This is a genomic window from Microcoleus sp. Pol12B5, from assembly GCF_036701335.1.
GTDB lineage: Bacteria > Cyanobacteriota > Cyanobacteriia > Cyanobacteriales > Microcoleaceae > Microcoleus.
In genome coordinates this window covers 62,416-83,526 of the sequence record NZ_JAUBQQ010000016.1, presented here as the reverse complement: position 1 = coordinate 83,526, position 21,111 = coordinate 62,416, and the positions used below count along the sequence as shown (strand labels likewise).

General features: G+C 44.3%; 18 protein-coding genes and 3 pseudogenes. 8 read left to right on the top strand and 13 right to left on the bottom strand.

Going from position 1 to position 21,111, the window contains the following annotated elements; translation table 11 throughout:
• The first annotated feature begins 239 nt into the window (after positions 1-239).
• Together QUA24_RS10910 and QUA24_RS10905 are read left to right on the top strand one after the other, a co-directional pair.
• Positions 240-1,574, top strand: a complete 1,335-nt coding sequence (locus tag QUA24_RS10910; protein ID WP_333229530.1) for a TrkH family potassium uptake protein — start codon at positions 240-242, stop codon at positions 1,572-1,574.
• A 139-nt stretch (positions 1,575-1,713) separates the two neighbouring features.
• Positions 1,714-2,409, top strand: coding sequence for a TrkA family potassium uptake protein (locus tag QUA24_RS10905; RefSeq protein WP_333137393.1), 696 nt, complete (start codon positions 1,714-1,716; stop codon positions 2,407-2,409).
• 340 nt (positions 2,410-2,749) lie between these two features.
• Here QUA24_RS10905 and QUA24_RS10900 read toward each other — a convergent pair whose 3' ends face one another.
• Entirely contained in the window at positions 2,750-2,983 is a 234-nt protein-coding gene (locus QUA24_RS10900) for a hypothetical protein (protein ID WP_333080936.1), read from the bottom strand.
• Between the two features lie 310 nt (positions 2,984-3,293).
• Between QUA24_RS10900 and QUA24_RS10895 the strand changes: the two genes are divergently transcribed.
• On the top strand, positions 3,294-3,893 hold the full coding sequence (locus QUA24_RS10895; RefSeq protein ID WP_333229528.1) for a sulfite oxidase-like oxidoreductase: 600 nt from the start codon (positions 3,294-3,296) through the stop codon (positions 3,891-3,893).
• Between the two features lie 625 nt (positions 3,894-4,518).
• A complete protein-coding gene (locus tag QUA24_RS10890; RefSeq protein ID WP_333229527.1) occupies positions 4,519-5,214 on the top strand; it encodes a PEP-CTERM sorting domain-containing protein in 696 nt (231 codons plus the stop codon).
• Between the two features lie 417 nt (positions 5,215-5,631).
• On the opposite strand, the gene QUA24_RS10885 is transcribed toward QUA24_RS10890, so the two are convergent.
• Entirely contained in the window at positions 5,632-5,796 is a 165-nt protein-coding gene (locus tag QUA24_RS10885) for a hypothetical protein (RefSeq protein WP_333229524.1), read from the bottom strand.
• Positions 5,797-6,034: 238 nt separating this feature from the next.
• Positions 6,035-6,202 (bottom strand): annotated as a pseudogene (locus QUA24_RS10880) (IS630 family transposase); the annotation flags it as partial.
• Between the two features lie 230 nt (positions 6,203-6,432).
• On the opposite strand from QUA24_RS10880, the pseudogene QUA24_RS10875 reads away from it, so the two are divergent.
• Positions 6,433-7,328 (top strand): annotated as a pseudogene (locus tag QUA24_RS10875) (IS630 family transposase).
• 6 nt (positions 7,329-7,334) lie between these two features.
• Here QUA24_RS10875 and QUA24_RS10870 read toward each other — a convergent pair.
• From QUA24_RS10870 to QUA24_RS10830, 9 genes and pseudogenes are all read right to left on the bottom strand, one after another.
• Positions 7,335-7,574, bottom strand: a complete 240-nt coding sequence (locus tag QUA24_RS10870) for an SMI1/KNR4 family protein (RefSeq protein WP_333229522.1) — start codon at positions 7,572-7,574, stop codon at positions 7,335-7,337.
• A 156-nt stretch (positions 7,575-7,730) separates the two neighbouring features.
• Positions 7,731-8,027, bottom strand: coding sequence for a hypothetical protein (locus QUA24_RS10865; protein WP_333229520.1), 297 nt, complete (start codon positions 8,025-8,027; stop codon positions 7,731-7,733).
• 258 nt (positions 8,028-8,285) lie between these two features.
• Positions 8,286-8,537, bottom strand: a complete 252-nt coding sequence (locus QUA24_RS10860; RefSeq protein ID WP_333229518.1) for a hypothetical protein — start codon at positions 8,535-8,537, stop codon at positions 8,286-8,288.
• Between the two features lie 139 nt (positions 8,538-8,676).
• Positions 8,677-9,627 (bottom strand): GUN4 domain-containing protein, encoded by a 951-nt coding sequence (locus QUA24_RS10855; RefSeq protein ID WP_333229517.1) that lies wholly within the window; start codon positions 9,625-9,627, stop codon positions 8,677-8,679.
• A gap of 314 nt (positions 9,628-9,941) precedes the next feature.
• Positions 9,942-10,163, bottom strand: a pseudogene (locus tag QUA24_RS10850) (DNA-directed RNA polymerase subunit omega); the annotation flags it as partial.
• A gap of 123 nt (positions 10,164-10,286) precedes the next feature.
• Positions 10,287-12,653, bottom strand: a complete 2,367-nt coding sequence (locus QUA24_RS10845; protein ID WP_333229515.1) for a transglutaminaseTgpA domain-containing protein — start codon at positions 12,651-12,653, stop codon at positions 10,287-10,289.
• 342 nt (positions 12,654-12,995) lie between these two features.
• The gene (locus QUA24_RS10840; RefSeq protein ID WP_333229513.1) at positions 12,996-14,066 is read right to left on the bottom strand and encodes a hypothetical protein; all 1,071 of its coding nucleotides are present in this window, start codon (positions 14,064-14,066) and stop codon (positions 12,996-12,998) included.
• Positions 14,059-15,240: a heterocyst differentiation protein HetZ gene (gene hetZ / locus QUA24_RS10835; protein ID WP_333214106.1), complete on the bottom strand. Its 1,182-nt coding sequence runs from the start codon at positions 15,238-15,240 to the stop codon at positions 14,059-14,061. The genes QUA24_RS10840 and hetZ overlap by 8 nt, the downstream gene beginning before the upstream one ends.
• Positions 15,241-15,740: 500 nt before the next feature.
• Positions 15,741-16,001 carry a hypothetical protein gene (locus tag QUA24_RS10830; protein ID WP_333214104.1) on the bottom strand — a complete coding sequence of 87 codons (261 nt, stop codon included), beginning with the start codon at positions 15,999-16,001 and terminating at the stop codon, positions 15,741-15,743.
• Between QUA24_RS10830 and QUA24_RS10825 the strand changes: the two genes are divergently transcribed.
• Positions 15,985-16,524: a Dps family protein gene (locus QUA24_RS10825; RefSeq protein ID WP_333080946.1), complete on the top strand. Its 540-nt coding sequence runs from the start codon at positions 15,985-15,987 to the stop codon at positions 16,522-16,524. The two genes, QUA24_RS10830 and QUA24_RS10825, sit on opposite strands and share 17 nt — an antisense overlap.
• A 241-nt stretch (positions 16,525-16,765) precedes the next feature.
• On the opposite strand, the gene QUA24_RS10820 is transcribed toward QUA24_RS10825, so the two are convergent.
• Positions 16,766-17,866, bottom strand: coding sequence for a glycosyltransferase family 2 protein (locus QUA24_RS10820; RefSeq protein WP_333214102.1), 1,101 nt, complete (start codon positions 17,864-17,866; stop codon positions 16,766-16,768).
• A 618-nt stretch (positions 17,867-18,484) separates the two neighbouring features.
• Between QUA24_RS10820 and QUA24_RS10815 the strand changes: the two genes are divergently transcribed.
• Both QUA24_RS10815 and QUA24_RS10810 read left to right on the top strand, forming a co-directional pair.
• The gene (locus QUA24_RS10815; protein WP_333214100.1) at positions 18,485-19,516 is read left to right on the top strand and encodes a glycosyltransferase family 2 protein; all 1,032 of its coding nucleotides are present in this window, start codon (positions 18,485-18,487) and stop codon (positions 19,514-19,516) included.
• Positions 19,517-19,644: 128 nt separating this feature from the next.
• Complete coding sequence (locus QUA24_RS10810) at positions 19,645-21,096, top strand: NAD(P)/FAD-dependent oxidoreductase (protein ID WP_333214098.1); 1,452 nt, start codon at positions 19,645-19,647, stop codon at positions 21,094-21,096.
• Positions 21,097-21,111: the final 15 nt, after the last annotated feature.

Here is a 21,111-nt window from a genome sequence, read left to right as displayed (position 1 = left end):
AGGAATTCTACCGTTATTTTCCCGCTGTTGTCATAGAATTTGGCGATTGAGTTCGATCGGTCTCCGGCCTTCGCCAGATAGAGATGTCCTGACTTCAAGCCCGACGCTCTATTTGTGGGTTCCCTCTAAAACCTCAAATCTCAAATCGATTTGTGGCTTCCCTCTCAAACCTCAAATCTCAAATCGATTTGTGGGTTCCCTCTCACATCTAAAATCTCAAATCTCAAACCTAAAATCGAATGACTGTCTCGCGAACCATTGCTTTGGGCTTTCTCGCTGTCATCCTCGCAGGTACTCTATTGCTGATGATGCCCTTTTCCACAATTGATGGAACTTGGAGCGATCCAATAACAGCACTGTTTACCTCTACTTCCGCTGTCTGCGTCACGGGATTGTCGGTTGTGGATGTCGGAAAATATTACTCTTTTTGGGGGCAACTGTGCCTAGTTTTACTGGTGCAAATAGGAGGCTTGGGCTACATGACAGCCACGACTTTCTTGCTTCTGTTATTGGGCCGCCGCTTTGGCTTGAAAGACAAAATTGCCCTGCAACAATCTCTCGACAAATCTGGACTAGCCGGCGTAGTACAACTCGTGCAGTCAATTCTAGCAACAACGCTTTTGTTTGAATTAACAGGAGTGTTTTTGCTGATGACGGTTTTCGTCCCTCAATACGGATTTAAAGAGGGTGTGTGGTCTGCTATATTTCACAGCGTTAATTCCTTTAACAACGCGGGTTTTAGCATCTATTCAGATAATTTGATCGGCTACATCAATTCGCCTATGGTTAACTTCACAGTCAGCGGTTTAATCATATTTGGCGGAATCGGCTATCAAGTAATTATGGAAATGTACCTGTGGCTGCGCGATCGCTTCAACAAAAGCCCTATCTGCACAGTTTTTTCCCTGAACTTCAAAGTTGTTACCACTACAACGGCTGTCCTTTTAATTTTAGGAACGCTAGCCTTTTTGGTGCTGGAATATGACAACCCAAACACTTTCGGCGCTCTAAAATTTCCTCAAAAGGTGATGGCAGCTTGGTTTCAATCTGTTACTCCCCGCACGGCGGGATTCAATACAATTGACATTGGCAAAATGACCGAAGCCTCGCTATTTCTGACTATCGCGCTGATGTTTATCGGCGCCAGTCCTGGCAGCACGGGCGGCGGAATCAAAACCACAACTTTTAGGCTATTGTTTTGCTGTACCACAGCAGTTCTCGAAGGGCAGGAAGATGTGGAGTGCTATCAGCGTCAAATTCCGCCAGCAATGATTCTAAAAACCATTAGTGTAGTCTTCGGTTCCATGTTGGTCGCATTCACATCTGCAATTTTAATCGAGCTGACCAATCCCGAAGTAGAATTTATCGCAGCGCTGTATGAAGCAGTTTCAGCTTTTGCCACGGTCGGTCTTTCCACAGGGATTACAGCCAAGATTTCAGCAATCGGTAAGCTAGTTTTGATTGCTACAATGTACATAGGTCGGGTTGGCGTGTTGCTGCTGATGAGTGCTGCCTTCGGCGATCCAAAACCCAGGTCTTTTAAGTATGCTGAGGAAAGTTTGTTAGTGGGATAAAAAATTCTGCCTCTTTGCTGATAATCTAAACAATGGGTGACAACCCAAATCAACTTTTACTACTTACCCAAAAATCAAAAGGAGGCGGCGCTGTCTCTGCTAAAATTTCAACAGCAAGACGCTCAGCGCTGGATATTCAGTGAACCTGTCATCTTTAAATTTTTTTCGCACTTTGCGCGCCGACAACAAGCAGTTTGCCGTTATTGGTTTGGGACGCTTCGGCAAAGCTGTGTGTTCTACTCTGCACGGTTTGGGTTACGAAGTCCTGGGAATTGACACCGATGAAAAAAAAGTAACTCAAGCTTTGAACGATCGTATTGCTGCTCACGTTGTGCAGTTAGATTCTACTGAGCCTAGCGCTCTTCAGGAAGCTGGTATATTTGAATTTGAAACAGTGATTGTTGCGATCGGCAATTACCTAGCAGAAAGCATTACCACCACCTTAAACCTTAAGGAAGGCGGGGTAAGTCACGTAATAGCCAAAGCTTCTTCGGAAACTCACTTAAAACTGTTGAAAAAAGTCGGCGCAGATCATGTAGTTTTTCCAGAACGAGAAATGGGCTGCTCTTTGGCCCGCCTTCTTACAAAACCCAGCATTTTAGAACGCTTTGACCTCGACCCAGCTCACAGCATCGTTGAGTTGCTCGTTCCTGAAAAGTTTGACGGTAAAACCATCTCCGAATTGGAACTCCGGCGCAGGTATGGTTTGAACTTGCTAGCAGTCGGGCGCGCCGAAAAGTTCGAGATTAATCCGGAGCCAAGCGAACGCTTGAGAAAGGGCGACGCGATGGTAGTAATTGGTTCTAATAAAGATATCAATCGCTTGCCAATTTAACAGCTCGCCATTTTACGCACATACACCAACACTCCTGGGTTCAGAAACCCACTTTCTTGTATTCCGAGTGTCGAAGTCCTCAGCAATTCTTGCGGGATGTGTGAAAATTTCCGACCTTCACAAACCCGGTTGCTCTAAAATAAACCGGGTTTCTCTGTCGATCTTTATGTTCTAATTTTTAACTGAAATATATAAATTGAATTTCACCAGTTCTGGGGTTGGTTCCGTCTTTGCGACCCCCTCGGAGAACCTAGCCAGACAAATCGCAAAAAACTTTAACAAGGTAGCAGCACTCGATCATCGCGCTCCCGCAAATCATAGGAGCGCTAGCCCTGAAAATTCAGCCGACTTTCAAGATTTTTTGCAAATAAGCTTTGCCGAAAACCAGCACCGCCAATACTAGAGCAAGTTCAACAGGCCAAGGGCACGCCGCCACCAACCAAATTAACGAACACATTCCAATAATTGCAGCTATGGGAGCCGGAATTCCGTCTAGCGTTCTGTTGTCAGTCCCGGCAGTCACCCACCAAGCAATCAAGCATACAGTCAACGGAATCAAGCAACTTGTGATCATGATTTTTACCCCATCAATTTTTTGACATATGGCATCTGAGCATATTGTAACAATACATCAAAGATTCGGAAATGCACCAATAATTACGATAAAATTTAAGGTTAGGTAATTCATACGCTGGAGTGATAAATTTTTTAAATTTTTAGCTTTGGCTCTCTCCGAAGGCATAATTAGGCGGGCATCAAGCATGATTTAGGGATTTTTATTTCTAGAAAAGTGCTTTTCTTTTCTACCTTCAGATGAATTGCGATGCGCTCATCTCTGCAAGTTATACTCAGGATGGCAGTCAGTTACTGTAGAGCGTGAATCAATGGTGGGCAAATTTTTTCGCAAGCCAGAATCAGAAAACATCGATCGCGTCCCCCCGGGTCAATACCTCGCCAACGGCTTTCCTGTGCTGACCTACGGCGATACACCCTCGGTCAGCATTGAAAGTTGGGAATTTAAAGTCTGGGGATTGGCACAACCACAAACTTTCACTTGGTCGGACTTCCAGGCCATGCCCCAAAATAACTTTACGGCGGATTTTCACTGCGTCACCCGGTGGTCAAAACTCGATGTGCAGTGGACGGGAGTCAAAGTCACAGATTTTATGAATTATATAGAAGTCGATCCGAAAGCTCTGCACGTCCTAGAACACTGCTACGGCGGCTACACTACCAACATTGCGATCGCCGACTTCCTCCGAGAAGAAAACTTTTTCGCCCACACCGTCTTCGGCGAACCTCTATCCGCAGACCACGGCGGCCCAATGCGGCTCGTAGTTCCCCACCTGTACGCTTGGAAAAGCGCTAAATGGATTAACGGCCTGGAGTTTACAGAAACCGAAGAACTCGGTTTTTGGGAACGCAACGGCTACCACCAGCGGGGCGAACCTTGGGCAGAGGAACGCTACAGCGGTCTGTTTTGATGTGGGCGATCGGGAGCAAGGACGGAACCACAGCTTCTCTATAGAATCTTTGTTGAGGGGCAATCCGCTCTTTTACCGCTTCAATCTGCGGAAATTGCATCTCCTCGATCGCATCTTGGGGATATCTCACGCCAGGGGCTCTATTTAATTCAACCAAAATACCTAGACCCAACGATCGCATTTTGTACGTAATTTACCCGATAGATAAACTACTTTAACTCCCCTACACCAGCCCCAAAAAACACATATTCCCAGTTTCTGGCTAATAGAAAACTTCTGGAACTGTCAGTACCCACGAATCTTACCGTATTTATACTTAAGTATTTGCTATTGAGAATTTAAACTTGAGAATATCATAAAAAATTAGCATAAACCCGATCCAAATTACTTGGGCTGACCCGCGCTCCATGCCCGCGACTGCAAGGTTTCAAGCCACAATATTGATAATTATTGAGTCGGCATTATTAGGGAGCGATCTGCCGTCGGCAGATGCGATCGATAGCATTTGTGAAGGTTATGTAAAGGCTTGATAAAGAATATGTCAAAATTCACCTAAAGTGAACCAAATACAAACAAAGTATCGCATAATGAAAATATTAAGACCATCGCACAAAAGGAACAGGTTATGAATACCAAACTCTTATCCGCCCTCACAGCTACCGCCGCCGCCACAGCTCTGTTTGGCGCCGGAGCTCCAGCTCAAGCCTTCTCCTTTGGTACCAACGGAATCACATTCAGCCAAGATACAAGCGTCAAGTTTAACTTCAAAGAATCTCACGGAATGTACCAATCCTCTGTGGGAGTCTACAGTGTGAAGGACTCGGCGGTCTCTCTAGTTAGCACCCTGTTTTCGGAAACTAAATCCTCAGACAACGAGTGGGCAAACGAATGGAAAGGAACTCTGGGCAATACAGTCGTGGGTTCTGGCTCGGCAGTATTCACATTCCTGGCAAATCAAGTTTACACTTTGGGGCTCGACAGTGGCTGGGGTGGCAGTGTGTACTCGACCTCAAGCTTGAACAAGGGCAGCAGCCAGCAAGCGGTGTTTGGCGCGCAATCGCAACTGTGGGACGCACTTGGCAAAGAAGACACCAAAGTCTTCCAAGCTGCCGGAAAATTCACAAACGGTACAAGTTCTCTGTTTAATGGAGGCACGCTAATCTCATTCGACGATCGTGGTAACAAAAACGACGCAGACTTCCAAGACTTCGCAGTGAGCGCAGAAGCAGTTCCAGAACCGATGACAATGACTGGTTTGGCTCTCGGTTTGGGTGGCTTGGTTGCAGCACGCCGCCGCCGCGCTAGCAAGACGACTTCATGATTTTTTTCAAATGGGAACAATCTCCTCATTTACGTTTTACAAAATAAAATTCAATTAGGAGGCGCGCTAATGAGAAATCGGCTCGCCTTTTGCTTGATTTGAAAAGTCAGAAGGGAGAAGTCATATCAATTCTGGTTGCACTCCTCATGATTGTTGACTATTGACTGTTGACTCGGGGTCGCCAAACTGAATGATGGTTGAGTGTTGGATGTTGACTCGATTTTACGCCAGACGATGAAGCGCGGATTTGATATCAGAGGGAAGTTCGGCAACGCCCAGTGTAGGGGATTTAATCGATTTAACAGATGGGTGTTGAGGGAAGAAGTCAAGCGTGAAGAAGTCCAGCGTGAAACAAGAGGATTTTTCCCACTCTCCCACTCTCCCACTCTCTCCCTCTCCCAACTCAAAATTCAAAACTCACTCACGGTAAATTGTTCGATCGTACAAAGTCACCAGTATCGGTTGAGGAATTTTAATGTCCGCCCGGATGCACGCTACTTTAATCGCCATCACAGCCCTGGTGTTTGTCCGTCGCACCTGTGCTTGTTCGCGCAGCGTCCAATAGCCGACAATAAGATGCAAAGAACCATTGCTAAAGCCTGAATTATCAACATCCTAGGCTAAATTTAAAGGCAAGTTAGTTCGCCTGTGGGGCAGGAATATTAATAAGCTGTTGTGCATTTCAATTGTATATTGAGGGCGGTATCTCCTGCCCAACCCCTACTCCCCACACAAGTAAAGATTTATTCTATCGGCTCAATAAGTAGGGGTAGCAGAGGAAAATAAATGAAGCGGGGTAAGCTGTCAAACAGCTAAATATCTAAACTGTATTAACTAAGTTACCTTTATTTTTTATTTTTCGGTTCCATTTCATAATTAGTCCTCCTTCATGTAACAGTTTATGTAACAGTGCTTCTATTTTTTCAATTGATTCAAATAATCTATTAGCAACATATTCCTTGGCAGAATGCCATACTATAGCAATTATCAGAAAGATGAGGTAGGATATAACTGACTTGAACGGAGTGAAAAATATAGAACCCCAAAATGTTATGCAGCTCTAATTAAATGGAGCGCGAGCGAACAGTCGCTCGACCCACAGCAGTCACTCGAATGACAAATATCAAGGATTTTAGTAAGTATCACACATTAGTAAAAATGAAAATTTATTGTCTTGATTTCCGACAAAAAATTATGGATGTGTAGCATAATGAAACCCTGTCACACAGAGCAATAGCTAACCGTTTTTGTGGAGCCTCGGAGTTTCGTCCAGAAATTAGTTAAACAGTATCGGGAGACCCTTGCATATTGCTCCTCGAACTGAGCGATGCAGAGTCAAATTGAAACTCAATGCAGAACAACTACTGATTTTTAGCCGAATTGATTGAAGCTTCGGATGATGCAACTCTCGAAGAACTCCGTTATTTACTGTACCAGAAAATTGGTTTTACCATCAGCGTAGCAACGATGGGAAGAATGGCAAAACTCTTAAACATGACTTTAAAAAAACTCTCTTTCCGATCGCGAAAGGCACTGACAGAGTTCAGGGTATGCGATATGAGTTCTGGCAAAAAGTCCGAGAAGTTTGTTTCAAAGACTTGATATTCATTGATGAATATGGAGTAAAATTGGCAGTGGTTGGGTTATATGCTAGGTATCTAAAAGGTGAAAGAGCTCTCGTAGCCAAAACCGAATAAACGCGGAAGAAATGTCTCAATAATTGGAGCTATATCGCTCAATAAATTCTTAAGATCAGTCAATTTAATAGGTACAATCGATGCCATTACATTGGAGGCTTTTATCATCCAAAAGTTAGTACCAAAATTATGGAAAGGTGCTTGTGTATTGATGGATAATTGTACTATTAATACCAGAGAAACAATAGAAAAAGCCATCAAAAAGAAAGGTGCAAAATTAATATATTTGTCGCCATATTCGCCGGATTTTCCACCAATTGAAAATTTATGCTCAAAACTTAAAACTATTCTCCGTTTTATCAAGACACGTAATTATAAATAGTTCGCAAAAGTCATATAGTTTGCATTTAGTGAAGCTACATCAGCAAATATTTGAATTGGTTTACTCACTGTTGTTATTGTACCTCACCTTTGTAAGAAATGCTATATTTCGATCGCGCTTTGGACAGAGAGAAACTCCAAGTGGGGGAACAGGGAATAAGATTCTTCATCCTGACCGTTATTCACGCGGTAAGACAGCTTGAAATCTTCGGGAAACTCTACAGCAAAGAATGCTTCTGCCCTATAAATATCCTCATCAGTCGCGCCCGGTATGAGACTTTTCAGTACTTGAGGTGCATTGGCTGCCAGCCAATTATCAATTCTTTCCCAAATTATTTTCATGATCAAACCTCCGAAGCTGGAAACTCAGTCTATGCGAGAACTGAGAGGAAAGCGAGATAACGGTTTTAACCGCCTAAAAATTAAAGCGGGGTGCTGACTCTGTTTCCCTGCTACTTTTTATCGACTCTAACGATCACTCAGGTGATTATAGCAATTCTAACCACGCTCAACTGCTTCAATCTGAACCTTTTGTCCATCTTTTATTCCCTCCTCTGCGTCCTCTGCGGTTTGTTCACTCTTTCCTGGATTCAACTCAATCTTTTTCTGGTGACGTTCCGAGGCAGCTTTTTGCAGCATTTTCAATTTTTCTGAATCAGCATTCGATCGCCAAAACAAGCGATGACCTTTAATTTTAACGCAGTTTTCCTTCAAACACTTCACCCATTCCCGATGCTTTTTAACTACGCCACGATCGAGAATCCCTAACTTTTCTTCTTGGCGAGTGAGTTTCACCAACTTTTCGTAATGGGGATAGCTAGCAGTAACAAAAGCTTATTTTTTAACTATAATTGGAGGATTATACATATCAAAATTGTCTTGATAGCTCACAGAAAGGTCACGCAAATCTATGTGTATAGAAGTGTGAATGGCTGGATGCGGGTTACTGTCAAAATCGGGATAAAATAAATAGGGAACTTGAGGTTGGCGAGTGTGAAATTTGATAATTATAGCGCCGTCAAGTCTGCCAATGGTGCGTTTGGGGCAGCCTTCCTAGAGCCGCAGGAAAGGGTCTAGTTCTTCTAAAGCTGAGACGTGAACTGAAAGAGTACCGGGCTGTTTGTAGCCGATCGCACTATATTCACAGCAATCCGCAACAATATCAGCTTTGCCCAAACTGTGTAGCATTAAATATGCCAAACTGCAAGCTTTTTGATAATTATCAAACAAACCTTTGATGTCATTGCAGATTTGAGCTAGGAGGCGGCGCATTGAAGGTCGATCGTGGTTTCGTTTTGTTGCCATAAATCTTGAAGCTTGACGGGAATTTTCTTAGGTTATGCCATTGCTTGAATAATGACGAGTGGAGAAGGAAAGACAGACAAGAAAGCTGCATCTTGGTAGAGGCTTATTCCGTGAAATATGCAGCTTTATTTATCACACTTTACCAATCGTTTCTCTCTAAAATTGATTGGGCAAAATCTCTCGTTGCTTCACCTGAGTAATACCACCAAGATATATTTAAGGGAAAAGCTGGCAAATGCCCTTTAGGAGCATATTGTAAGTTAAAGTTTAAATCATCATAGGATTTCCAACCAAAAACGCCACCGAATAAACCTGCTTTTCCTCGCCAGCCCATCTTTTCTCCAAAATCGCCTACTTTTTTTGACACATCCCAATAAATTTGTTTTTGCGCCTTAAAACCAAAATGTCCATTACTATTCTGTGACCAAAGTTGATTGATAGTCCGTAAATCCTCAATGGGCAAGATTCTCAAATTTTGCTCAAAACCACGGCTAGCTATCTTTACTATGATCTCACAGGTTTCTTGGTCTGCTTTTTTCCATTCTCGCACTTTTAGTAAACTACTGAGTCTAGTATAGTCTATGGTCAAAGCCGTATTGATTTCGCTAGAAATCAGAGCAACGATTCCTTCTTCGGAAGTAGCGTTATCTAAATAATGTTGACTTTGTTCCCTAATTTTATTTATAATTGTTGGCGAAGTTAATGGATTAATATGTTGATTAAGTTTGGCTTCATATAACTTACAAGCAGCATTTCCTACTGCATAAATCATGAGGGCTTTAGCAGAAGCACTTATTATTTTACTGGGAATCATGCCATACTTTAGCCAGTCTATACCTGCATCAATAGCTCTTTCTCCCAAAAAAGCTGCACCAAAGGCTGTTAAAGCTTCAATTTTTCGTTCGGGATCTTGTAAGTTAAATCCATAAATATCGGCAATCTGATAAACCATTTCTGCCGATAGTTTGCTGATTTCTGGTAAATCGTACTTAGCTATCCCCCTGATAACAGCTTCTGCTCTTGGAATTCCTCTAACTAAATCCACTCCAGCCGCTTGTAATGATTTGTGAACAATAAGTACATGAGCCATTTCATAGGGAGATTTGTCTCGGTAGCTGTGCTTAGCCTTTTAACAGACGATTCAGATGCAGTAAAATTAATTTCACAAATAGATTCACCAATCCAATTAACCAGACTATTCCAAGCACTTGAATTAGATTCTTGCTTCAGTTGTCGTAGTTGAGGATTAGCATTGACTTCAGTATTTATTTGAAGAATTTGTTCCCTGGGTTGTGGCGATGATGTTGTATTTGTCGGCGATGTTGGTGCGGGTGTTGGTGCGGGTGTTGGTGCGGGTGTTGGTGCGGGTGTTGGCGATATTCCTTCAAATGAAGGTTCCATAACTTCATCAATAATCTCTGGGTATGTCAGCTCATCTGACATACCCATAATTGCTCGTATTACTGGTTTCGCCATCAGGTTATCATATTCCAAATCATCAAGCCGATAGCGCTTGGCACGCTTAGCAACTTGAACAGTAATGCGGTAGCGATTGGAAGATTACACTAACTCTTCAGCACGTTGGATGACTTTAAAGGAATTAAATTGAGGACGTTTATATGACATAACTGAGTAACTTATGGTAGAAATTTACCAGTAATAGGAGGGTTACTTATTAAGATTAAATAAGAGCTAGTCGAACTTCTCAACAGGGTAGGCAAGCGACGCTTTTTTTCCTACCCTTATCGCTTAAAACCAGCGCTTTTTCAGTTTCTTCAAGTGCGATCGCCTCAAATTTTCCACCAACCCCCGCAACTGGTTCAAATTACCCGCTTCGCCCCCGTACTTCCACCGCACGTAAGCCTGCGAAACCTCATCAATCACCTCAGCTTCATCAGTTGCATGATTCCCGCGCATAGCCTCAGCATACTCCAAAGGCGTTTGAGCGCGAGGTTTCACAAATCCCCTACTCGCCAAATCTTTCAGCATTTCCTGATAAACTCCCTCCACGGGTGGCAACTTCGCCAGCCAGCGGCGGTGGCGCCACTTGCGCCACAGTTGCCAAATTAACCAGCCAATAAAGCCAAAGGCGATCGCAGCAATCAAACCAGTAAATAACCCCACCCAACCCTTAGCAAACTGTCCCAGAAACCAGCCTACAATCAAAGTTATCCAGCCAATTACAAAACCTATGACTGAATCCAGCCCGCTTCTGAGAGGAGTCGGTAGCCAACCCGCGATCCAATTCCAAAACGATTCCAGCGCACTAAAAGTCTGGTTGTCTTCCACCGAAGCCGGAATCAGCGGATAACCGGGAATCGGATTAAAAGCAAACCAGCCATTATTGGGAAAATATACCTCCGTCATCAAAAAAGCGTCGGTATTTTTCACAACATAGTAACCAGTAAACGGGTTGAATTCCCCCGTATCGAAACCGCCCACCAGCCGGGCCGGAATCCCGATCGACCTCAGCATAATTGTCAGTACCGTCGAAAAGTGGTCTGGATATCCACCTGTAACTTTTTTGCCGTCCTGGGTGTTTTTGTAGCCAAACAGAAAAGCCTGGACTAAATCTTCACCTTCTTCTAAGTAAGGCAAAGCTTTTTCTATTTTGTAATTCGGATTTTGCTTTAAATATTGAGCCAAATACAAAGCTTTTTCGTAAGGAGAATCGATCGCTCTATCAGACTTAGCTACTCTCGTCCTTGCTAGCAATATTTCCTCAGTTTTTGCCCGCACCTTTGCGGCAATTTCCGGCGGCACATCCAAATAGAAATTGCGAATATTTTTCGGGTAATTAGTACCAGTTTTACCCAACAAAGCTCGATCGCGAAAAGGCACATTAGAAATCACCGTATAAGTCACACCTTCTCCCAATTCTGCAGGCGCTCGCAAACCCCCCTCCGCATCAATCGCTGCCTCTGGACTAGGAAAATAAAGCTCCTTCGGCTTGTTTAAAGCCGGAATCAAATTCGGCATTGGAGCAACAATAGTATAACTTTGAATCACCTCTTGAGTCCGAGGCGCATTGGGAAACGGATTCAAATAAAATTGATAAGACCAGCTAGGTCGAGTCAGCTTTTGAGCTTGTTCGTTGCGAGAAATTTCCCAACCCTGACCAGTGTATTTGTCAAAGCCTAATACCCGCCAAAAACCCGCAGCCTGCGATCGTACCCGCATCACCACTTGAGGTTTCATTTCCCCCCGCAAATTTTGATTAATGCGCTGGTTGAAACCGTAATAAAAAGTAGAGTCTACCTCTCCTGGCCCAGAGTCTGGATTTCTCCCCGTTCCTCCGCCAGTTCCTTTTTCATTTCCCCCTCTAACATACCCCGGATTCAGAATGCTGCGCGAGTCAAACTCCCCCTGATATTCAATAGGAGCACTCACCGGAAAAGTCCGCAACTGATAGCCAGGGAGGCGTGGCAAAAACGCAAAAATAGTCAGCCCCAACCCGACAGTTATCAGTAGCAGCCAACCAAAATACTTTGGGGATAAAGTAGCAGCAAATAGCGACAGGCTTTCATTTTTCCCTTTACCTTGTGCTTTTTCGCCAATGGCTTCTGGCTTCAAAAATCCCAAGCGCGATCGATAATCCAACACTAAAGTCGGAAGTGCTAAAGCCAAAAACACCAACAACAGCGGCCCAAAAGTCAAGGTTTGGCTGAGAGTCGCTGCTACCCCTAACAAAATTAGCCCGATTACCATCGAATAGCCCAAATCCTTGCGGCGGGGCAAATCGAAACTGTGCAGCACTTGAAGTTGGATTAACAGTTGCGCCAAAACTAACCGCGTATCGTTCAATTCTCCCACCAAGCGGCTAAAAAAAGCGAACAGCGCCACCAGCATTCCAATAGCTATGCAGAACTTAGCAGCTACATTGCGATCGCGGCGGCGGTACCAACTCCAAGTTGCTCCCACAATACTAACAGGCACAGCCCACAGGTTTAGAGCTTCTTCAGCAGCAACGTCAGTAGCTACAATTCCCACAATTACCAACAACTGAACTAGGATTCGCAGCAGTAAAGAATCCTCAATCACCGGCGGAGGCATGGCCTCAATCTGCTCCCACAGCTTACCCAACACAGGTATATTTCGCAGGTTATCAGTTGTCATGTGCACCCATCCAACTATTTTAGATTTTAGATTTTAGATTTTAGATTGAATCCACAGATAAATCTGGATTTTAACTAATATCTAAATCTTATTTCCCTGTCAAACGATTTTAGATTTTAGATTTTAGATTGAACCCACAGATAAATCTGGATTTCAACTAATATCTAAATCTTATTTTTCTGTCATTAGATTTTAGATTGACTCCACAGATGAATCTGGGGGCTTGAACTAAGATCTAAACTTTTTCACTTTCCACGACAGCAGTCGAGGGATTCCATCTGTTTTTGTGTGAGGTCAAACCACAGAGTAAACACCTACATTATTTACTCTAAATAGACCTTTCTAGTTGCTATCTTGTCCTGCCCAAATTGGACGAATAGCAAACATCAAAGGTCTGGTCTCGAAGTTTTGGAATCGAACTTCTAGGGCATAAGTCTTGTTAGGTTGCGGGTCAAACAACTCCACACTTAAATGCCCCGAATTCGGACGGTGGGCAGTTGCTTCGGCATCTCCTCCCTTGAGTTCCAAACTTCCTGCCCCCGGAAATTGGCACTCAACTCTTAAACACGGCATGGGCTGTTCTCTGTTGGGGTTCGAGAGGTATTGAGCCTCCAGAGTCAGCGCACCCAAACCAGTCAGCCACTCCCGGGAAACCGGCGGCTGATTCACAGGACAATCGAGAGTTAGAGACTCAATGATTTCCTTGGCGGCCAACAGCGATAGCACCATTTGTTGATCGGTACTGGCTGCTTCGTAATTCGGGAAATCTTCTAAATCTAGAAGTCCCCGCAAAGAACCTCGGAGCACTAAACCAGCTAACTCGTTGAGTTCCTGAGACTGGCCCGGAAATAAGCTATCTACAGCGCGAACTAACTTTGAGCCTTGCCGCAGCGACGACATTACCAGTTCCTGACAAGGTTCTAGCAGTTGAGCAAAAACCCCTTGGGCGATCGGAATTGGCAGGCGGCCCCACCTGATATTTTGTAGTTGGGGAGTCCAGATGTGTAGGGGGGGAACCCATTGCGGGGCTACATCGTCTGGGTAGTCGTGGTCGTAGCTTTTGAATTCTGTTTCCCAGGGGAACAGCGGCGGGTTAGATTCAATTTCGGCTCTAAGCCTTTCTTTTAACAAGGTCTGAAAACGGTCTTGCACGGTCGGTATTTCTCCAATTGTCAGCGGTTGTGCGGGTGCATTGTTGTGCGCCCCCACTTGATAGTCCAGCGGGTCTGGTTCGTCCCATTCCCAGTATTCCACCCCGGAATTGTCTTCTGTGTCGCCCCACTCTTCTGAGCGAGGGGATGGATTGAGGTTTTCCTCATTTTCGTTAGAGGTATTCGCGATCGGCACCTGCAATATCCAGTCTAAAAAATGGCGATCGAAAGCCTCTGCATCCCTGTTCGTTTCGTTATTCATCACTAGATGCCCCTTCTCCGGAATCTGAACGATTTCGCAATTCCCACGCAAGTTCCAGCAATTTAAACCACCGCTTCTGTACCTGGGCTACCGTGCTACCCAGGGTTTGGGCGATCGCTGATTCTGACAGACCCTGTTGTTTCAACTTTAGCAAACGCTGTCCCTCTGGACCAATTTGCTCGCCAAACGCCTGCCACTGAGAAGGCAGCAAACCCAAATTGCGGTCTAAGTCTGCTTCCAGCCACTGGTGAACAAGTTCCCAGCGGTGCGACATGGCGAACCTGAGCAAATGGTACTTGAAGCGCTGCTGTAAATAGTCTCTTTGGCGGGGAGTTATGCCCAGAAGCGACTCTATTTCATTAGTCGGCAAGTCTTGCAAGCGCAGCACGAAGTAATCGGCGCAGTCTTGTTGATTGCGCTCTTTCAAGTAAGCCACTAATTCGTCAATCACGTTTAGCCGCAGAGATTCTGACTCGTCGCCTTGCGGGCGAATTGCAGCGGAACCCTGTCCTGCCATCGCTTCCCGCACGGAGTGCACCGAGGTGTCGTTCCAAGTTTGGTCGGAATCGGAAGCCCCTCCGTCAGCGGCTTGTTCCATATCTACGGAGGTTTCTTTGGGCTGCTGCTGGGAAAAGGTTTGGGCCCGTAAAATAATTAGTTGCTGACTGCGGTTCCGAGGTAAAGGAATGCGCCGCTTGCCGAAGCGCTCTACAAAGGCCATGTACTCTGCTAGTTCTAAGCGAGTGCGGGGACTGTAGGTAGGTGGCAGTTGGGTTTCGCGCCGGAATGCCTTTAAAGCTTCCAGATAAAATCCTTGCAAAAAATCTTTGATCAGTTCTACTCGCGCCTGATAGCTAGACTGCACCTGCGGAGGGGTGATGTAGCGATAGACGATCGCGCTGAGGGTACTGTGCAATTCTACTCGCCCGGGCCCGGAGCCTAAATTGTAATAGTGGAGGCATTGTTGCAGGCGGTGCTGAGCTAGGCTCTGGGCTGAACCTTCTATATCTCCAGAGGCCTGAATCCGCTGGCTTTCAGTGCATATCCTGTTGACTTCTGCTGCGAGTCGCCCTGCTACATCTTGGCAGTTCTGCTCAGACGCGCGAGTGGACTTTTTGAGTTCGTCTAACAGCAGTTGAAATATGGTTTCCACGCTCTGGCAGATTTCCCGCATGATGGTTTACAGCTAACAATGAAAGTAGCACAGTTAGTCAAAGTATGGATAAATATTTCCTACCGCTACTTTACCCCGGATTCCCCAGATAGGACAAACTGCAATGCCCTCTTTCTCCTCCTTCGCGCAAACACAGAGGATTGCTTTTTTTATCTCTCCTGGAGACGCCATCCGCCAAGAACCAGGTTTAAACAGTTGCCATAACGATGGTTCATCAGAGTGTCGGGTTGGACAAAGCATTCATGGGGGCCCAAAACGCTACACGGCCGTTGATACCTTCGGCTGAGTGCTGTGGTGGTCACAGCAGCGCAAGTCCTTCCCAAGGTGAAGCGAGCAAACAGGCTCTCTCTTTCGGTCTACTAGATGGGGTCAAGGGTTATATTTAATTGCAAGTTCCTTATGCCATCATTTAAACCCGCCCGCACAATTAAGTGTGTGTGATGTTCGTTAACTTCGGCATAAATTCCTTGATTTTTACTAACAATCAGAGTGCAGCCTTTTTATATAGCGGGATTGAGCGGGGGTTCCCCTGCTGCCCAATCGATGCGATCGGCAAACAAAAGCGCTTCGGAACAATAAGTTTGATTGCATCTATCTAAGGGTATCAATATTGCAATTACTTTAACCTGAAAAGCAGATATTTTACTAAAATGCGATCGTCTTCGATCGTCCTCTGGGTTGATGTAAGTGGTTGGGTAAATTTGTTCTAATAAATGTAAAGTTAGATTTGAAGGAACAATTTCAATGCGTAAGTTAAACATAGGTCTATCTGACGAGCAGCGTGCAGGCGTTATCGAACTATTGAATCACGACCTGGCAGATGCTTATCTGCTGTTAATCAAAACCAAAAAGTATCACTGGGATGTAGTTGGCCCACAGTTTAGATCGCTCCATCAGTTGTGGGAAGAACACTATCAGGCGTTAACACTAAATATCGATGCTATGGCTGAACGGGTGAGAACTTTAGGTGGTTATCCAATTGGTACTGCTGAGGGCTTTCTGAAGTATGGTTCGATAAAAGAACATATCGGCGATTTGCCTTTGGCTACGGAAATGGTATCGCGTTTAGTTGACGACCACGAACTGATTATTCGCAATCTCCGCAAACACGTTGAACAGTGCGGTGAAGAGTTTAAGGATGACGGAACCGCAGACTTTTTGACTGGTTTGATGGAACAGCACGAACAAATGGCTTGGATGTTGCGATCGTTTATTGAAGGGGAATCTATTTCGCCCGATGGTAAGCAGCCCCAAGCTCAAACTGCTACAGCTTCTCACGCTTAGAGATATTAAGTAGAGGGAATAAGGAAGTTCGGCAACGGATTCGCTCCACGGATGTAATGGATGTAACGGATGTCAGGAAGCAGGAAGCAGGAAGAAAAGGAAGAAGTAAGAATGGAAAATTAATTTTTTTTATTTAACCCTCTTTCCTGATTCTCGATCGACCAACCAGGCAGAATTAAACGCCCTCTAGCTTCCTCAAAAACCCGGTTTCTTCAAAAAACCGGGTTTTTCAACATAGGGTTTATGTAGATTTTCGATTTCCTAAACTATTGAATCGCATTCTTTCGTATAGCTGCGATGGCAACATTCTGTGAGCCTTGGTTCGCGCCTCAATCCTAGCAAGTGTCGTCCCTTCACTCGATTCTGATGCTTGTTTTAACTCTAACCCTGATTCTGTTGGCGGTGGGAGTATTATTTTTAATATACTTTCAATTGACAGCAGATACAAATTGTGGCGCAAAAGTGCCATTAATAAATCTTCTTTGAAAGCTCGATACAGCCAAGATAATGTACTGCGGTGATTGCCGCTGCGGTTGCTTTTAACAGCTAAGTAAATGTAAAAATTGCTGCTAGACCAGTGATAAATTCTGCTGGGAATTTCGGGATGTTGCTGTCGGACATCTGCCATAATTAAAGAGTGAGCTTTGGCCATTGCTGCATAGTTGCTAGACATACTGCTGGCAATCTGCCGATAGCCAACTAAGTATTCTGGTACGACTTTAAATTGATAATGTTCGGCTATGCGGAGGTGCAGTTCCCAGTCTTCGCAGCCTTGAGCGTTTTCTAGTTTAAGTTGGCTGTTGTAACCGCCGACTTTTGCAAAACAAACGCGGCGGATTAGAGATGAGCTGGCATTGCCTATAAAATATTTATAAATTAATGCTGTGTAAACTTCTCCTTCGATGGTGGAGTTATAAAATCCACCTGTGAGCAAGTCTTTTTCATTTATATCAACTGACCAGGAATAGACAACTCCGACAGATGGTGCTGAGGAATTCAGGCAGTTAACTTGTTTTTCTAGGTTTTGCGGATACCAAATATCGTCGGCATCGATGGGGGCAATATATTCGCCTTTTGATTTTTCAATTGCTAGGTTGCGGGCGACGGCGACGCCGGAATTTGGCTGGTGGAATAAGCTGACTCGGCTATCTTTTTGAGCAAAAGATTGGACGATTTTGGCTGTTGTATCTGTAGAGCCGTCATCAACTACTAAAACTTCTATGTTTTGATAAGTTTGAGATAAAACAGACTCTAAGGTTTTAGCAATAAAATTGTCAGCGTTGAAAGCTGGTATGATGACTGAAACTAATGGCTGATTTAAAGTGTTTTGGGAGTTGTTCATGTAATATAAAAAAGGGTTTATGTAAAAGTTTTGGTTCAAAGGGAGCTAGCTAAGGGTATGTTAGCAAATTACGAAAGCTCGATCGTACAGCGTCAGAAATTTTAAGACGTATATTTGACGTATATTTAAAATATATTGCCAAAAATAATAAAATGTGCATTGACTCCGCAGTCGCGATCGACACTTGGTGCAGGAGTCATTCGGAGATGAGGTCTGTAAAATAAATTGTACCGCACAAGTCCTGACAGTTCCCGGATACCCGTAGAAAGTATGTTTTATTTTATACGGTGTACTTACTTATAAAATCACAGTCTTGTGCGGTGCAACACAGCCGCACAAAAATCCTGCCGGTGCTTTTTCGCAAGTTTACACAAACAATCCTATATTTAAAGATTTTGTAAAGCTGTTGTCTGCATCAGGTCAGTCTCAGCAAGATATGGCGTAGAATACAGGTATGAATTGGGGAAAATCCAATCGAGAATGCCAGCAAAAAATCTAGTTGAATACAAACAGCAATCGAGTTATAAATAAAAAAGTAGAGCTAATTTTACCCTTAGTAAAGTAGCAACAATAAAATCCCAGCAAATTTTAGCCCCTGCAACTTAAACAATTTAGGTAATGATTTCTACCGCCGACCCCACTGTATCCGTTATTATCCCTGTCCACAACGGGGGCTCTTACTTCCGCACCTGTTTGTCAAAACTGGCTCAAGCTGTGCCCAAACCGATCGAAATTATTGTAGTAGCAGATGGCGAAAGCGACGGTTCCTGGCGTCTGGCCAAGGAATTCGGCGCCAAACTGATCAGGATTCCCGAATGCGGGGGGCCAGCGCGGGCAAGGAATTTGGGTGCCCAAGCTGCAAAGGGAGATATTCTGTTTTTTGTGGATGCTGATGTCGCTGTTTGTCCAGAAGCTGTGGGCTATGCGATATCGGTGTTCAAAAATAATCCCTACTTAGCTGCTTTCATTGGCTCTTACGACGATGATCCTGGAGATCCTGATTTTCTATCGCAGTACAGGAACTTGCTGCACCACTACGTGCACCAAACAGGTAACGAAGAAGCTTCGACTTTTTGGGGCGCTTGCGGAGTGATTCGCCGGGAAATTTTTTTGCAAATGGGTGGCTTTAATGAGAGTTATCGCCAAGCTTCGATCGAAGATATTGAGTTCGGCTACCGTTTGAAACAAGCAGGTTATAACATTCGGCTGTGCAAAACATTGCAGGTTAAGCATTTAAAGCAGTGGAAACCTATGGGGATGGTGAAAGCTGACTTTTTCTACCGAGCACTGCCTTGGACAGAACTGATTTGGCGCGATCGCCAATTGAATAACGACCTCAACTTGCAAGTTTCAAATCGCATTAGCGTGATTTTAACTTATGCAGTGCTGCTGGCAGTTTTGGGAACGTGCTGGTCGCTGAGCTTTCTGTTACTGGCTAGTTTGCTGGCCATACCACTGGTAGCAATTAATGCACCGCTTTACCGATTTTTTCACCGTAAACACGGTATCCTATTTGCCCTGAAAACTATTCCGTGGCACTGGCTTTTCTACTTTTACAGCGGACTGGCATTCGCGATCGGCACTGGTCGCTACTTATACCAAAAAAAGCCTGTGACTGGCAAAGTTAGCTTGCCGGTATCCGCTCAATAAATCAAGGTAATTTGTGCTTAAACATCAGGTAGATCGATAGTTTCTCAGGGTATTCACGGGTGCATCTATCCCTTTGACAAGTTATAAATAACTGTATAGTTTCGATAAAAAAGCTGGAGGTAGGCTGAGTGAAACATTATCCTGTTGCGATCGTGGGTGCAGGCCCTGCGGGCTTGACTGCTGCCTATGAGCTCGTCAAGCAAGGCATCATCCCTGTTGTACTAGAAAAAGGTGATAAAGTTGGGGGAATAGCTCGCACAGAAACCTACAAAGGCTATCGTTTCGATATTGGCGGCCACCGCTTTTATACTAAAGTTGAAGCCGTGCAGCAGTTGTGGCAAGAGGTTCTGGGAAATGAGTTTATTAAAGTGCCACGATTGTCGCGAATCTTTTATCGAGGTAAATTTTTTAACTATCCGATCAGTGCCTTCAATACTCTCTTTAATTTGGGCATAATTGAGAGTACGCTAATTATTTTGAGTTATCTGAAAGTGAGAGTTTGGCCACTTACCGAAGAAAAAACTTTTGAACAATGGGTGATCAATCGTTTTGGCGAACGCTTGTATAAAACATTTTTTAAGACTTACACTGAAAAAGTTTGGGGCATTCCTTGTTCGGAAATTCAAGCAGATTGGGCGGCCCAGCGGATTAAAGGATTGTCGCTGACGACAGCAATTATTAATGCTTTGTTTGGTAGCAACGACACTAAAACATTAATCAAAGAGTTTGATTATCCAGCTTTGGGGCCGGGGATGATGTGGGAAAAGTTCGCGGAAGCTGTGGAGAATAAAGATGGCAAAGTTTATCTCGATACTAAAGTGATTAGCTTTGAGCGTGAAGGGAATAAAATTAAAAGTATTACTGCTGAGCAAAACGGAGAATTAATTCAATATTCCGCGGATAATTTTATTACCAGTATGCCGATATCGGCGCTGGTAGCAAGAATGAAACCGCAGCCGCCCGAAGAGGTATTGCACGCCGCGCGATCTCTCAAATATCGAGATTTTTTGATTGTATCGCTGATTGTCGATCGCAAGGATTTGTTTCCTGACAACTGGATTTACATTCACTCTCCCGAAGTCAAAGTTGGACGAATTCAAAACTTTAAGAATTGGAGCGCAGCTTTAGTTCCCGATGTCAGCAAAAGTTGTTTAGGAATGGAATATTTCTGTAGCGTAGGCGACGAGATTTGGGAAATGTCGGACGCTGAACTGATCGAATTAGCAACTCGCGAATTGGTTGGTTTAGGGTTAGCAACAACGGCTGATGTGGAAGATGGAGTGGTCATACGGCAACTTAAAGCTTATCCAGTTTATGATGGAGAATATCGAGGACACTTGCAGGTACTTGAAGGTTTTTTGAAGGGATTTGAGAATTTGCAGACGATCGGGCGCAACGGTATGCACCGATACAACAACCAAGACCATTCCATGCTGACGGGGATGCTGGCTGTGAGAAATATTCTCGGCGAAAAGCACGATTTGTGGGATGTGAATACTGAGCGATCGTACTATGAAGACTTTAGTGTCGATCGCTCAAAAGAAAAGAAGGATTCGGATTTGATTTCGCAGTCAATATAGGCAGCCGAGATAGGG

Bases quoted from the DNA above. Each gene is read 5' to 3' on its own strand.
- QUA24_RS10910 (WP_333229530.1), top strand. From the start codon at position 240: ATGACTGTCTCGCGAACCATTGCTTTGGGCTTTCTCGCTGTCATCCTC.
- QUA24_RS10900 (WP_333080936.1), bottom strand. From the start codon at position 2,983: ATGATCACAAGTTGCTTGATTCCGTTGACTGTATGCTTGATTGCTTGG.
- QUA24_RS10895 (WP_333229528.1), top strand. From the start codon at position 3,294: ATGGTGGGCAAATTTTTTCGCAAGCCAGAATCAGAAAACATCGATCGC.
- QUA24_RS10890 (WP_333229527.1), top strand. From the start codon at position 4,519: ATGAATACCAAACTCTTATCCGCCCTCACAGCTACCGCCGCCGCCACA.
- QUA24_RS10870 (WP_333229522.1), bottom strand. From the start codon at position 7,574: ATGAAAATAATTTGGGAAAGAATTGATAATTGGCTGGCAGCCAATGCA.
- QUA24_RS10860 (WP_333229518.1), bottom strand. From the start codon at position 8,537: ATGGCAACAAAACGAAACCACGATCGACCTTCAATGCGCCGCCTCCTA.
- QUA24_RS10855 (WP_333229517.1), bottom strand. From the start codon at position 9,627: ATGGCTCATGTACTTATTGTTCACAAATCATTACAAGCGGCTGGAGTG.
- QUA24_RS10845 (WP_333229515.1), bottom strand. From the start codon at position 12,653: ATGACAACTGATAACCTGCGAAATATACCTGTGTTGGGTAAGCTGTGG.
- QUA24_RS10840 (WP_333229513.1), bottom strand. From the start codon at position 14,066: ATGAATAACGAAACGAACAGGGATGCAGAGGCTTTCGATCGCCATTTT.
- hetZ (WP_333214106.1), bottom strand. From the start codon at position 15,240: ATGCGGGAAATCTGCCAGAGCGTGGAAACCATATTTCAACTGCTGTTA.
- QUA24_RS10825 (WP_333080946.1), top strand. From the start codon at position 15,985: ATGCGTAAGTTAAACATAGGTCTATCTGACGAGCAGCGTGCAGGCGTT.
- QUA24_RS10830 (WP_333214104.1), bottom strand. From the start codon at position 16,001: ATGTTTAACTTACGCATTGAAATTGTTCCTTCAAATCTAACTTTACAT.
- QUA24_RS10820 (WP_333214102.1), bottom strand. From the start codon at position 17,866: ATGAACAACTCCCAAAACACTTTAAATCAGCCATTAGTTTCAGTCATC.
- QUA24_RS10815 (WP_333214100.1), top strand. From the start codon at position 18,485: ATGATTTCTACCGCCGACCCCACTGTATCCGTTATTATCCCTGTCCAC.